This is a genomic window from Spirosoma fluviale (assembly GCF_900230225.1).
Classification (GTDB): Bacteria; Bacteroidota; Bacteroidia; order Cytophagales; family Spirosomataceae; genus Spirosoma; species Spirosoma fluviale.
Window position 1 is genome coordinate 1232725 of sequence record NZ_OCNH01000003.1, and the last position, 13311, is coordinate 1246035.

Sequence of the window (13311 nt, forward strand, 5' to 3'; positions counted from 1 at the left end):
GTAACAATCCGCTTAACTTTTGCTGGCAATTCAGCGTGTAGACACCTTTTGCGGTTACTAACCGATTGTGTTTCTTCCCGTCCTGCTAAGTTAATTCTGTAGTAATTTTTTGCTCGTCGTTTGTCCATCACTAGTCAGTTGCAGAAAATAAACCCCCAGTTTTGTCGACAGTACATAATTAGGTATTGTCTCCCAGTGCTCACCGGCCGGTTGACCCGGTCGGGTAATTGTATAAATCGTTCGACCGGTTGCGTCCGTTAGGGTAAGCCACACATCCGCACGTTGCTGGAGCTGGTAATTCACATGAATAGGACCGGTTGAGGGGTTTGGGTTGACGGTTAGTTTAAAGTCATGAGTTGGTTCAACGGCTAGGACATCCGCACCAAACAGAAGAATAGCATTATCCATCCAGTCGAGACGGTTCTTTACCCATGTTTTCAGGTAATCAATTTCCTGCTGGTATGTCTGCCCAACAAAGCCGTTCGGCCAGACGTAAACGCCGATAACCGGCCAGCGCTGAAAGTTACGCGTTCTGGCTTCCGTAAGCTGAGCGGCTACCGAATCGACATAAGCCTGAATACGCTCTGTTTTCAGGACCGTTTTGCGTAGAGTCTGGTATTTAAGGCGTGTCTGAGTGGCAAATGATTTATCACTTAAAAGACGATCCCACCAAAAAGGAATCTGGTAAGTGTCAGTTTTACAGACTGTATTAAAATTGTAGGCCCATCCCTGATCGGTGTTTCCCTCGCAATAATTAGCATTTCCGTAGGTCAGGTTATAATCCCAAATTGGCCCCATCAGCAGCTTGCCGCCTTTGCTATCCCGGTCTTTGTAAAAGAAACTGCTCAGTCTATACCCATCCACATTTTTGCAGACTTCGGTAAGTAATAAATAATCGACAAAGGAGTCGGCGTTAATGTATTTCCGATACCCGGTGGTTGAGTCCTGATATTGCGTTCCTTTTAATGCATTTTCAAAATCAGTTATATATTTTTTTGCGTATTGAAATTGTTCTTCCGCTAAATCTTCAGGCTTGGGCCGTTCAATCTGAATCGGAATCAGCTGTCCATTTAACGATCTATAGGGCGAGTTCCAGCTACGGGAAGGTGAGCCTTCTGTTTTGTCAATTTTAAAAATATACCCGCCGGTTAGAGCATCACCCGACACATCGGTCTGTTTTATACTCGTGATATTTACTCGGTTTTTATTCCGTTTTATTTTCTCGAAAAGCAGGTAAATACCTTCATAATTACCGTTCAATATTACTTCGCAATAGCGGTATCGTGGAGTATAATAGGCGCTCATTTGGCGGTTCAAGTCATACGTTAATGCTTCCCGAATTAATGTTTTATCATTATACGTAGCATTTAATACCCAGTCAGACTCCGCAGGCATGCCCAGCAGTGACGCATTAACTGAGTTTACTCCCGATGTGTCGCGTAGCTCAAAGCCATAAGGTTTTTTTGGAAACAACTGTTGTGAAGTGGCCCCACGCTTCTCAATGCCAATCTTACTTTCGAAAGAAGGGCTATCTGAGACGTTGTTTCGTTTGCCAGTTCCGTTATCGATTATGCTCAGTGTAGCGACAATCTTGGGCTCATCCAGAATTGCCTGACCTTTTGTATTAATAATAAGGATCGGCAAATTTGTTGACGTCAACGTTTGTGGGAAAGCTGAAAGCGGGAAAAGCGTAACAAACAGAATGAAAAGCCTTAAGAAATTGTGCATAGGATAAATTTATTATATTTTTTTTATAAAAATAGTACTATTTTTTTGTACTGTTCTAGTTTTTATTGAAGCTACAGTATACTTTAAAGTTGCAAATTTTTCACCGACTCGTTATTGGAAGGTGGATAATTCAAAGGACAGTATCACTAATTAATGCAGTTCGAAAGTAGACGATCATTGATTAAGAACCTGTTCTACAGGCTTGATTAGCAATTATTAACGCATTTTTGATATGTAATAATAAAAATATAGCAATCCAGTAATAATGTTGCTTAACAAGTAAATTGAAACATGGGTTTTTCTATTTTTATTAGTTAGTAACTTGAAAACATCATCCTTAACAATCATATTTGCGCCAATAGTAAATTTGCAGACTTTTAAATAATGGTTACTATTTTGCACCCATAAAGTAGTAATTCATTCCTCCTCTTAACAAAATCAATCAATTTATGAAAGTAGTCAAGCGAAGAAATCGCCAGATGACCATGGAGCGTATCTTACGGGCTATGGGTGAAGTTATGGCTGAACGTGGCACGGAGAAAGCCGGTATCAATGCCGTTGCCGATCGGGCCGGTGTCAATAAAGTTCTTATCTATCGGTACTTTGGCGGTTGGAACGGCTTATTGGAAGCCTACGTGCATCGGGGTTTCTTCTTATCCATGTTCAATGATAAATTTCTGGATTCGGTGCCTGACAACGTAGCGCCGGAAGCCAGAAGTAAAGCCTGGTCAGAGTATACTATTCAGTTTATGCGCGAATTCCGGACACGCAAATCGTCTCAGGAGCTGATTCGGTGGGAAATGTCGAATGGCGAAACGGAACTGGCTCGCCGACTGGCTGATTTTCGGGATCAGTCGTACAAAAACATGGTCGCCAAATTGGCCCCCTACTCTGATTTCGATCCCCTTGCTATTACCAGCCTGATGGTTGCGGCTGTTACAAATATTGTGCTCACCAGCACCCAGCGTGATCATATCGGCGATATCGATCTCCGCTCCGATGCCGGTTGGGAGCGTTTGGAAACCGCCATTCGTCGTATTTATTCAAGCTTGAATATTGCCCTCGAACGCGAGCAAGCCAAGACCAAATGATTTATGACTGGTCCGCACCCGGTTGCTGTGCGGACCAGCTACGAATCAGTTCATCATCGCTTCAATTTCGTCGGCTTCGAGGGGGATGTTGGCCATCATGTCAATATTGCCCGATTCGGTGATGAGTACGTTGTTTTCCAAACGAATACCCAATTTTTCTTCTCGAATGTAGATTCCCGGCTCAACGGTAAATACCATGCCGGCTTCCATTTTTCGGTATTTATTGCCTACGTCGTGGACATCGAGACCCAGAAAGTGAGAAGTACCGTGCATGAAATATTTTTTATACAAAGGAGCGTCAGGGTCCTGATTGGCCACCTCCGTGCGGTCCAGCAAACCCAGACCAATTAATTCAGACTCCATTACTTTGCCTACTTCGCGGTGGTATTCGTCCCAAAGATTGCCGGGGCGAAGCATCTGAGTGGCCTCTTTCATGACGCGCAGAACCGCATCATAGACCGCCCGCTGGCGAGTTGTAAATCGCCCGTTAACCGGTACCGAACGAGTCATGTCGGCATTATAATTGGCGTATTCCGCGCCAATATCGAGCAGAATCACATCGCCATCCTGGCATTGCTGGCTATTATCAATGTAGTGAAGCACGCAGGCATTGGCACCCGAGGCAATAATGGGTGTGTAAGCGGTCCCCCGCGACCGGTTTCGCAGGAATTCGTGCATCATTTCTGCTTCGATTTCATACTCCCACACTCCCGGTTTTATAAAGCCCAGAAGCCGCCGAAACATCTTGTCCGTAATGTCGATGGCCGTTTGAATAAGGGGAATCTCCTGCGGCTGTTTAATGGCCCGGAGGTAATGCATAAGCGGAGCCAGCCGCTCCAGACGATGCAGTGGATATTTTTGCCGAAACGCGTCGATGTACCGGGCGTCCCGGGTTTCCACTTCTACCCCGGCGCGGGTATGTTCGTTGGTATTGAGGTAAATATGCTCTGCTTCGAAAACCATCTGCCCAAAAATCTGCTCAAACTGGTGCATCCAGTAAACCTGTTTCTGAGGTATGCCCGTTACCTGCTCGGCTTCGGCCTTCGTCAGTTTGTGCCCCTCCCAGATCTCAATGAGTTCGCTCGTTTCGCGGAGAAACAGCACTTCCCGGAATTTTGGGTCCGGATGCTCCGGAAAAAGAACTAAACGTGTTTCTTCCTGATCGACACCGGTGAGGTAAAACAGATCATTGTTCTGGCGGAAAACCATCGTGCCGTCGGCATTGGTTGGCATGATGTCGTTGGCGTTGACAACAACCAGCGATTTGGGTTTTAGTAAGGGTAAGAGCCGCTGACGATTTTGAACGAATAGCTGGTTCTCAATTGGTAAATAACGCATAGCGTAGCTGTTGAGGGCCTGTTTGTGATTAAGTTTGCAAAGAAACTCAAAAGCAATAAGAGTTTCTGTGTGTTTTCCTGTTTTGCAGTAACCAGGGTTTTGTTAATTGAATCGCTTACTTCTTCGCCTAGACTAATCATGACATTTCGACTTTCTGTGTGTTTATGCCTGACTGTACTTTTTGTGCAGGGACAAACGCGCCCCGCCGGGCCTGATGTAGCCAAAGCCAAGTACTGGCTGGTGTTGACTGATAAAGATCAGAACTCCGCACCGGCCTTATCGCCAATGGCAATTGCCCAGCGAAAAACACAGGATCTACCGCTGGATGATACCGATCAGCCTGTATCAGTCAGCTACCTCACTCAGTTGAAACAGGCGGGTGTGCAGCCAATTTGTCAGTCACGCTGGCTCAACGCCGTGTCTGTCCAGCTAACCCCTGAGCAATACGCACAGGTGGTGAAACTTCCGTTCGTAAAAGGGATTCAGGCCATTGATCCGGCTATCGTGATTACGTCGACCGCACTACCGGCAAACCCACAGCTGGCTCCGGTTATGTCGCAGATTCAGGCACCCGACTTTACAAAAGCAGGCCTGACGGGGCGGTTCGTGAATATCGGCGTCATTGATGCCGGATTTTTTGGTGCCGACTCTGCCAATGCACTCAAGCATGTGTTTGCCCGCGATGGCGTGAAACGAGTTCGGGATTATGTGAATGCACCGAAGACACGCAATGAGTTATTTCGCACCCTGGAATCCAATGCCGATTTTCATGGAACCGAAGTGCTGGCAGCGATAGCGGGCAGTGACCCGGTCGAAAATATCCAGTTCGGTCTGGCTACCGATGCTACGTTTTACCTGGCCCGTACCGATCAGGGAAACCGCGAATATCGGGGTGAAGAAGATAATTGGGTGGCCGCCATGGAATGGATGGACAGCCTCGGGGTACGGCTTATCAATACATCGCTTGGGTATGCCAAGGGAATGAGTAACCCCAAAGATAATTACGAGCCCGGCCAGATGGATGGGCATACCAGCCTTATCAGTAGGGCCGCTCAGATTGCCGCCGATAAGAAGGGGATGTTGATCATTGTGTCGGCAGGAAATGAAGGGGAAGACCGCTCTTGGCGCATCATCAGCACACCGGCTGATGCGCAGGGCGTACTGGCCATCGGGGCTACGAACTCACGGCTCTGGAACCGCATCGGATACAGTAGTATTGGCCCGGAAAGTCTGGCGTATCTGAAACCTAATGTATCTTGTTTTTCACTTTACGGAACCTCATTGTCAGCGCCGGTGATTACCGGGTTTGCGGCTTGTATCATGCAGGCTAATCCCAAACTGACCAATAAAGAGGTAATGGCCATTATTGAAAAATCGGCTCATTTATACCCTTACGGGAATAATTACGTTGGTTATGGCGTCCCGCAGGCGTCTCGGGCGCTGGCCTTGCTGCGTAATCAGGAGTTGCCCACTGTTGCGCGGTCAGTAAAAGGTACAGGAAAAACCATGACCCTGCCCGTTACAACCAAGGACTTAGCTGTGTCGGTCTTTCATAAAAAAGATGCCACACATGTGTTGCAGCAGGAAGCGGCCAAAGTGAGTGAGGGTAAGCTCGTCCTGCGTCGATCGGCAGATGAAAAGCAGACAACTGTTGATCTGAAAACGGAAGTGATTGAAGTTATCTGGGAGTAAAGCCCAGTATGAAGAAAAATTAATGTCCACTTCAGATAGGGCTTAAGTGGTGGTTCTAGTTTTGCTTCTGTAATCAACAGTAAACAACATTTACTTATGGCAACTCAGACAAAATTAATCGCTATTGCGCTCTTCGTATCAACCTTAGCCTCGCCACGGGCACACGCACAGAGACCCGAAGGCCCCGGCCCTCTACCCGGTGATCCGGCTGTGTCAATGAAAGGACCGGGTCGCGATCTACCCGAAAGGGGAGGTCCCGGCCGGAAGCACGGCAGACCTGATGCCGATCGCGGTGCTCGGGCGAATGGACAAGGCCCCGGTCGAAATCACCGTTTTGAGGGCCTAACATCATTGACGACCGTTTCGGGTACCGTTGGCCAATTGGTTGGCAATGACGACGCCATTTTAGATGGATTTACCCTTAATACCGGTTCAGGATCAACGACAACAGTTAAGTTTCCCCCCCATTTGGGTGGGCAGGTGCAAAAAGCCGTTAAGGCTGGCAGTACGGTCAGTGTTACAGGCTACACCGACAAAACCCCAAATGGGGAAAGTCTTTTTCGTATGAATAGCCTGACCGCCGGAAAGGTAACCGTGGACGATTCACCGCCCGTTCGTTTGGCTACACCACCTGCACCCCCAACGTTGACAACGGTAACCGGTAAGATAGCCGATTATCGGATCGGCCGGGGTGGACGGGTCAATGCCTTGGTTCTCGATAACAAAACGGTCGTCAGTATTCCGGCGCATGTGGCCTATCAGCTGACAGATCTGGCAAAAAAAGGCAGCGCGATCACGGTGCAGGGTTATCCAAAACAAGTTCGGGACGGGCAGGTACAGCTGGAAAAAGTAAATGTTCTGCGCGCTTCTGTTTTGACCATTAACGGGCAGCAATATCTGGTACGGTAATTAATTTTGACTGAGTGAATGGCAGAATGAACTACTAGTTGACAGGCATCATTCTGCCATTCATTCACTCAGTCTGTCATTCACTCATTGTCTTTGTGAAAATCCTGGTTATCGAAGATGAGCGTAAACTGGCCCGGTTTATCAAACAGGGGCTGGAGCAGCACGGCCACGTAGCCGATTTGACGCACTCCGGCTCCGAAGGGCTCGATCATATTGCGGGCGGGTTGTATGACCTGGTGCTGCTCGATCTGATGCTTCCCGGCCAAACGGGGTTTGACGTGCTACAGAACCTGCGGGCGTTTGGGCTGACCGTTCCCGTAATGATCCTGTCGGCACTGAGTGATCCCGAAAAAGTGGTGCAGGGGCTTGACCTGGGCGCGGTCGATTACCTGCGAAAACCGTTCGATTTCAATGAGCTGCTAGCCCGTATTCGGGTGCTGCAACGTCGGAGTACCACGGGCGATAACGTCGTGCTGCGGGTAGCCGATCTCGAAATGCGGCTCGTTTCGCACGAGGTGCTGAAAAACAAGAAAATTCTGGACCTGACAAATCGGGAGTTCGCCTTGCTCGAACTCCTGATGCGTCGGGCGGGGCAGCTTGTTACGAAAAATGAAATAGCTGAAAAAGTGTGGGCGATGGATTTCGACATGGGCAGTAATGTTATTGAGGTTCATATTTACCAACTGCGGAAGAAACTCGATACGACCGGTACACCCGGCTTGATTGAAACGCTTATTGGCCGGGGGTATCGGCTTAAAACGTCATGAGCCTGCGTAGCCGCATCGTATTGGCCGTAACAGCGGTGTTTGCCGCCGTGAGTCTGTTTACGGGCTGGCTCATGCTCGATCATGCCGAAAAGAGCCTGCAAATTGCCTTCGACCGGACAACCCAGACGCGGGCCGACTGGCTGCTGTCGCAGGTTAGTGTCGACCCGGTTATATTGCCCCTCCCCACCGAACGGGAGCGTATGCAGGTAGTTTACTATGGATACGGGCAAACTCGTGAACTCTTCAGAAGTCCCGGCTTTCCGGATAAAGCCGGTCTGGGTCATCGTCGGCGTGCTCATTCTCCTCATTACTCTTATCGGGCGCTAACCAGCCAGATCAATACAGAGCAGGCTCCCGATGGCCGTATCATGTTAACACTGGCGGTGCCCGACATGAATTTACGGCAGGATATAAACCAGCTTCGGCTGGTATTTGGCATTGGGTGGCTGCTGAGTTTGGGACTGGCCTTTATTGGGGGATATGGCGTGGCGGGTTGGCTCCTGAGGCCCATTCAGTCGATCGTCGATCAGGCAAATACCATTAGTAATGCTACGGATAGCAGCCGGATTGCCCTTCCCAAATCGAAGGATGAATTGTATCAACTGACCGATACGCTCAACCAAATGCTGGGGCGGATTCGGGAAAATGTTGACTTACAGCGTAATTTTTTCGGGGCAGCCGCGCATGAGTTGCGCACACCACTAACCATCATGAAGACCGGCCTTGAAGTAACCCTTGGTAACGACCGAATTGGCGAACCCATAAAGCCATTCCTGACCAGTCAACTGGACGAAGTAAGCCGATTGGCGCGGTTGCTGGATGAGTTTTTGACCCTGAGCCGTCCGGAAGATGCTGCCCGGACACTCAAACTCAGCGAGGTAGATGTCGCGCAGCTTGTTATAAAATGCGTAGATCAACTGGCTGGCCTAACGAACGAATATGAAGTGACTATCCAGCTCGATCTGCCCGAATCTACTATGGAAACCGTATTGACAGATGCAGTTAAGTTGGAACACATTGTGCTGAACCTGGTAGAAAATGCAATTAAGTACGCAGTAGCGGGTAGCTCTGTTTTGATCCAGGCAAGGTACTCAACTAACTGGGTAATTCGGGTTCAGAACCAGACTGTTCGGGAGAGTGGCCCAACGCTTGATCTGCTGCAACCTTACTTTCAGGCTGATCCGCTGAAAGAAGGACATGGTCTGGGGCTTTGGATTAGCCACCGGCTAACAATGTTGCTTGGCGGAAAGTTACACCTTAACTGGCAGTCGTTTACATTCGTTAGTGAACTGAACCTGACGGGAGCCAGCCATCAGGTTATCTAATACAAATCACTCCATTTACTCCATGAAAGGGCTTTACTGCGTACTATTATTAACGTTATCGAATGTGTTCATGACGCTGGCCTGGTATGGCCACCTTCAGCTAAAACAGTATCCCATGCTGGCTAAACTATCCCTGTTCGGGATCATCATGCTAAGTTGGGGGCTGGCTTTTTTTGAATACATTTTCCAGGTGCCTGCCAACCGTATTGGGTCGGATGAAACAGGTGGGCCTTTCTCTCTTTTTCAGCTAAAAACCATTCAGGAAGCCGTATCGCTTACGGTCTTTACCATTATTACGGTCTACGTATTCAAAACGGACAAACTGGCCTGGAATCACCTGGTTGGCTTTGTCTTTATCGTAATTGCCGTGTTTTTTATATTCAAGAAATGGTAGCTGTTACGGTCTCGTGACTACCAAGAGACTATAAATACGCGTCTTTGCTCAAATAGTTCTTGACATAGTCCGCGATGCCCTCCTCCAGCGATGAAAACGGACGATCATACCCAATGGAGCGAAGTTTGGCCATGTTGGCCTGCGTGAAATATTGATATTTGTCCCGAATATCGATGGGCGTATCGACGAAGCTTATTTCGGGTTCGAGGTCGAGGGCGGAGAAGGTGTTTTTGGCTAAGTCGAGGAAGGTTCGCGCCTTGCCACTGCCGAGGTTATAAATGCCCGAGTTTCGCCGGTGGTGCATCAGAAACGAGCACACTTCGACTACGTCTTTCACATACACGAAGTCCCGCATTTGCTCACCATCGGCAAAGTCGGGGTTGTGTGACCGGAATAACTTCATGCTGCCTGACGCCTTGATTTGCTTGAACGTGTGAAAAATCACAGATGCCATCCGGCCCTTATGGTATTCATTGGGGCCATACACGTTAAAGAATTTCAGCCCAGCCCAGAAAAACGGTTTACGCTCCTGCTCTAATGCCCAGATGTCGAACTCGTTTTTTGAGTCTCCATAAGGGTTTAACGGCTTTAGCTGGGGAATCAGGGATTCGTTGTCGTCATAGCCTAATTCACCGAGGCCATACGTTGCTGCTGAGGAAGCGTAAACGAGGGGTATCTGGTATTGAATACAGCGATTCCAGATTTGCTTGGAGTAGTCGACGTTCAAATGCTCAAATATTTGCCGATCGAACTCTGTTGTATCGGTACGGGCACCAATATGGAACAGGAACTCTACCTCGTGATAATTCTGGTCGAGCCAATCAAAAAAGTCTTCCCGATCAACTCGTTCCTGAATCCGCTTTCCCGCTAAGTTGGCTTCTTTATCAGGGTGTGAGAAATCATCGACGGCAATAATGAAATTGAAATTTTCCTGATTCAGCTTGCTGATCAAACAGCTTCCAATAAAACCGGCGGCTCCCGTAACAATAATCATAAAGTGGTAGGCGTAAACGTGTTCGTGGTGATAATAGGGTAGGTATCAGCGTAAATGAAGCAAAAGAGGGTGTAAAGATACGCGTTTTTAGATGGACAAATGAATAGCGAATTTCCTGATTAAATTGTATTTTTCTTAGTTAGGGGAAGTTGCCTGGTAACTTCTTAGTTGGCAGGGTTAGTCCTTTTATCAAGCCGGAAGTGTTCGTACCTTTGTGGCTTATTTTTCAAATTGGCGTTTCTGGCAACCGCCCCATCTAAACCAGAAAAATGGTATATATCAATAGAATTGAGCATTTCAACGCGGCTCACCGGCTCTACAATCCAGCCTGGTCAGAAGAGCGTAATAAGGAAGTATTTGGCCCCTGTGCAAACATCAACTGGCATGGGCACAATTTTGAATTAATCGTGACCGTGAAGGGTGAACCTGACCCTGATACCGGGTTTGTCATTGATTTGAAGTTGTTGGGCGATATTGTTCGGCGGGAGGTGATCGAAAAAGTAGATCACAAAAACCTGAACCTCGATGTCGATTTCATGCAGGGTAAAATGGCCAGCTGCGAAATCTTCATCATGGAGATCTGGAAGATTCTCGAACGGGCGCTCGAACCCGTTACGGATGCCCATTTGCACCAACTCCGGCTCTATGAAACCCCGAAAAACTTTGTGGATTATTTTGGGGAATGAACCTGTGTAGAGACGCAATACCTTGCGTCTGATATGCGTCAGCCAATACCATCCGGTGTGTAGAGACGCAATCCCTTGCGTCTGATATGCGTTAGCCAATACCACCCGGTGTATAGAGACGCAATACCTTGCGTCTGATATGCGTTAGCCAGTACCATCCGGTGCCAGAAGACGCAAGGTATTGCGTCTGGTATGCGTTAGCCAGTACCATCCGGTGCCAGAAGACGCAAGGTATTGCGTCTCTACATCTACATACATGAACTATTATTTAATTGCGGGCGAACGCTCCGGCGATTTACACGGGGCCAACCTGATCAAGGCGATTCGCCAGTACGATACCTCGTCTAAACCTACCTTCCGGGCGTATGGCGGTGAGCAGATGGAAGCCGCCGGTGCGGTTCTGGTGCGGCATTACCGGGAAATGGCCTTTATGGGGTTTCTGGAGGTGGTAAAAAATCTGGGTACCATTCGCCGGATCATGCGCGAATGTCAGGCCGATTTACTGGCCAATCGCCCTGATGTGCTGATTCTGATTGATTACGCAGGTTTCAATCTACGCATGGCCCGGTTTGCCAAAAAACATGGTATTCGGGTGTTTTATTACATATCGCCAAAAGTATGGGCCTGGAATCAACGGCGAGCGCTTAAGATCAAGGCGACTGTAGATAAGCTGTTTACAATCCTGCCCTTTGAAACCGAATTCTTCGCTAAGTACGATTACAAAGTCGAGTACGTAGGCAATCCACTCCTCGACGCCCTCGCCGACTTTAAGCCCGATCCGGTATTCCGTAAAGAAAAGGGCATAACAGACCGCCCTGTTATTGCCTTACTGCCCGGAAGTCGGCATCAGGAAATTACCTCAATTCTGCCCGCCATGCTGGAGACAACCCGCCAGTTTCCGAATTATCAGTTTGTGCTGGGTACCGTGAGTAATTTGCCGGAGAGTCTGTACAAATGCTTGCTGGCTGATTTTCCACACGTGATTTGTGTGGATGACGCGGCCTATGATTTACTGCATATAGCCACCGCTGCACTCGTCACATCGGGCACCGCCACCCTCGAAACGGCCCTGTTGAACATACCACAGGTCGTTTGCTACAAAACAACGGGCATAAGCTACGCTATAGCCAAAAACCTGATTGCAGTTCCGTTTATATCCCTTGTCAATCTCATTGCCGACCGTGAAGTTGTTAAAGAGTTGATTCAGAATGACCTGACACCCAAGCGTATCGGTGATGAACTACGGCGTATTCTACCCGGTGAATCCGGGCGCGATGCCCAGTTGGCTGGCTATGCCGAGGTACAGAAGAAGATGGGTGGGGCAGGCGCATCCCAGCGAGCAGGACGGCTTATGGTAGACGAGTTGACTAAAGAAAAGTCATTGACTAACTAGGCTGGCGGACTATCGTCGGTGTGTAGCCATACTACCTTTTGCTCGGGCTTATGCTCCTGACTGATAATATCCCGGTATAGGTCTGGTCGCCGTGCTTTTCGGTATCGGTAGCCGCCTGCTTGCTCCAGCTTTTCGGGAGTAAGGGTCGCCACGGCAATATCGTCACCTAGTTCGCGGCATTCGGCCAGTATATCGCCAAATGGGTCAAGAATCATGGAGCAGCCGTTTTTCAGCTGGTCGTCGTCCATACCAATGGGATTGGCAAAAACGGCGTAAATTCCATTGTCGTAAGCCCGTGCCGGAAGCCACTTCATGAGCCAGGCCCGCCCTTTCATACCGTCAAATTCCAGCCGTACCGACGTTGGGTCGTTATGTCGATTATACCATAGAGCCGGATCGGCAAAACCGGCTCCCGGTCGGGTCGAAGGCGTTAACATGGTAACGTGCGGCATGAAAATAATGTCGGCTCCCAGCAAAGCTGTAGCGCGCACATTTTCAATGACGTTATTGTCGTAACAGATCAACATCCCGCATTTCCACCCGTACAGGTCAAAGATGACGTACTCGTTGCCGGGTAGCAAATGGGGGTTAATAAAGGGATGCAGTTTCCGATATTTAGCGACCAGCCCGTTTTTATCAACGCACACATACGCTTTGAAAAGTTGATTCTGCTCATCTTTTTCGAAAAGCCCCGCCAGAATGACAATATCATTTTTCCGGGCTATCTCAATAAGTTGCTGAATACTATCGCCATCGGGTATCCGCTCGGCAACGTCCAGTAATTCTTCTTTGGACAAATGCCGGGCAAAGGTGTAGCCGGTTATCGAACATTCGTGGAAAGCAATGACCTGAGCGCCCTGCCGGGCGGCTCTGGCCGAAAGGGTGTCGATAATGCCAAGGTTATACGCTTTGTCGCCACTGGCATTTTCAAACTGGGCGGTCGCCACTTTAAGATTTTGCATAACGCAGGTTAGCCAGTCAGGATTAACGAAAA

The 13311-nt window shown here is 48.6% G+C and carries 12 protein-coding genes; 8 read left to right on the top strand and 4 right to left on the bottom strand.

The window, feature by feature from the left end:
* Positions 1-90: 90 nt before the first annotated feature.
* Positions 91-1728, bottom strand: coding sequence for a CotH kinase family protein (locus CRO74_RS21150; protein ID WP_097128566.1), 1638 nt, complete (start codon positions 1726-1728; stop codon positions 91-93).
* Positions 1729-2177: 449 nt separating this feature from the next.
* Between CRO74_RS21150 and CRO74_RS21155 the strand changes: the two genes are divergently transcribed.
* Entirely contained in the window at positions 2178-2819 is a 642-nt protein-coding gene (locus CRO74_RS21155) for a TetR/AcrR family transcriptional regulator (protein ID WP_012927987.1), read from the top strand.
* 45 nt (positions 2820-2864) lie between these two features.
* Here the strand turns inward: CRO74_RS21155 and CRO74_RS21160 are convergent, their stop codons facing one another.
* Positions 2865-4157: an aminopeptidase P family protein gene (locus tag CRO74_RS21160; RefSeq protein WP_097128568.1), complete on the bottom strand. Its 1293-nt coding sequence runs from the start codon at positions 4155-4157 to the stop codon at positions 2865-2867.
* Between the two features lie 138 nt (positions 4158-4295).
* Here CRO74_RS21160 and CRO74_RS21165 point away from each other — a divergent pair, with 138 nt between their 5' ends.
* The 5 genes from CRO74_RS21165 (at position 4296) to CRO74_RS21185 (ending at position 9244) form a co-directional block, all read left to right on the top strand.
* Complete coding sequence (locus CRO74_RS21165; RefSeq protein ID WP_097128569.1) at positions 4296-5849, top strand: S8 family serine peptidase; 1554 nt, start codon at positions 4296-4298, stop codon at positions 5847-5849.
* Positions 5850-5945: 96 nt separating this feature from the next.
* Positions 5946-6758 (top strand): hypothetical protein, encoded by an 813-nt coding sequence (locus CRO74_RS21170; RefSeq protein WP_097128571.1) that lies wholly within the window; start codon positions 5946-5948, stop codon positions 6756-6758.
* Positions 6759-6853: 95 nt separating this feature from the next.
* Complete coding sequence (locus tag CRO74_RS21175; protein ID WP_097128740.1) at positions 6854-7525, top strand: response regulator transcription factor; 672 nt, start codon at positions 6854-6856, stop codon at positions 7523-7525.
* Positions 7522-8850 (top strand): sensor histidine kinase, encoded by a 1329-nt coding sequence (locus CRO74_RS21180; protein WP_097128573.1) that lies wholly within the window; start codon positions 7522-7524, stop codon positions 8848-8850. The genes CRO74_RS21175 and CRO74_RS21180 overlap by 4 nt, the downstream gene beginning before the upstream one ends.
* Before the next feature lie 22 nt (positions 8851-8872).
* Entirely contained in the window at positions 8873-9244 is a 372-nt protein-coding gene (locus tag CRO74_RS21185) for a DMT family protein (protein WP_097128575.1), read from the top strand.
* Between the two features lie 28 nt (positions 9245-9272).
* Here CRO74_RS21185 and rfaD read toward each other — a convergent pair whose 3' ends face one another.
* Entirely contained in the window at positions 9273-10238 is a 966-nt protein-coding gene (rfaD, locus tag CRO74_RS21190) for an ADP-glyceromanno-heptose 6-epimerase (RefSeq protein WP_097128577.1), read from the bottom strand.
* A gap of 269 nt (positions 10239-10507) precedes the next feature.
* Here rfaD and CRO74_RS21195 point away from each other — a divergent pair, with 269 nt between their 5' ends.
* Together CRO74_RS21195 and lpxB are read left to right on the top strand one after the other, a co-directional pair.
* Entirely contained in the window at positions 10508-10924 is a 417-nt protein-coding gene (locus CRO74_RS21195; RefSeq protein ID WP_097128579.1) for a 6-pyruvoyl trahydropterin synthase family protein, read from the top strand.
* 256 nt (positions 10925-11180) lie between these two features.
* The gene (gene lpxB, locus CRO74_RS21200; protein ID WP_097128581.1) at positions 11181-12317 is read left to right on the top strand and encodes a lipid-A-disaccharide synthase; all 1137 of its coding nucleotides are present in this window, start codon (positions 11181-11183) and stop codon (positions 12315-12317) included.
* Here lpxB and CRO74_RS21205 read toward each other — a convergent pair.
* A complete protein-coding gene (locus tag CRO74_RS21205) occupies positions 12314-13279 on the bottom strand; it encodes a nitrilase family protein (protein ID WP_097128583.1) in 966 nt (321 codons plus the stop codon). The two genes, lpxB and CRO74_RS21205, sit on opposite strands and share 4 nt — an antisense overlap.
* Positions 13280-13311: the final 32 nt, after the last annotated feature.

Excerpts from the sequence above, each read along its gene's own strand:
- CRO74_RS21150 (WP_097128566.1), bottom strand. The coding sequence starts at position 1,728 with ATGCACAATTTCTTAAGGCTTTTCATTCTGTTTGTTACGCTTTTCCCG.
- CRO74_RS21155 (WP_012927987.1), top strand. The coding sequence starts at position 2,178 with ATGAAAGTAGTCAAGCGAAGAAATCGCCAGATGACCATGGAGCGTATC.
- CRO74_RS21160 (WP_097128568.1), bottom strand. The coding sequence starts at position 4,157 with ATGCGTTATTTACCAATTGAGAACCAGCTATTCGTTCAAAATCGTCAG.
- CRO74_RS21165 (WP_097128569.1), top strand. The coding sequence starts at position 4,296 with ATGACATTTCGACTTTCTGTGTGTTTATGCCTGACTGTACTTTTTGTG.
- CRO74_RS21170 (WP_097128571.1), top strand. The coding sequence starts at position 5,946 with ATGGCAACTCAGACAAAATTAATCGCTATTGCGCTCTTCGTATCAACC.
- CRO74_RS21180 (WP_097128573.1), top strand. The coding sequence starts at position 7,522 with ATGAGCCTGCGTAGCCGCATCGTATTGGCCGTAACAGCGGTGTTTGCC.
- CRO74_RS21185 (WP_097128575.1), top strand. The coding sequence starts at position 8,873 with ATGAAAGGGCTTTACTGCGTACTATTATTAACGTTATCGAATGTGTTC.
- rfaD (WP_097128577.1), bottom strand. The coding sequence starts at position 10,238 with ATGATTATTGTTACGGGAGCCGCCGGTTTTATTGGAAGCTGTTTGATC.
- CRO74_RS21195 (WP_097128579.1), top strand. The coding sequence starts at position 10,508 with ATGGTATATATCAATAGAATTGAGCATTTCAACGCGGCTCACCGGCTC.
- lpxB (WP_097128581.1), top strand. The coding sequence starts at position 11,181 with ATGAACTATTATTTAATTGCGGGCGAACGCTCCGGCGATTTACACGGG.
- CRO74_RS21205 (WP_097128583.1), bottom strand. The coding sequence starts at position 13,279 with ATGCAAAATCTTAAAGTGGCGACCGCCCAGTTTGAAAATGCCAGTGGC.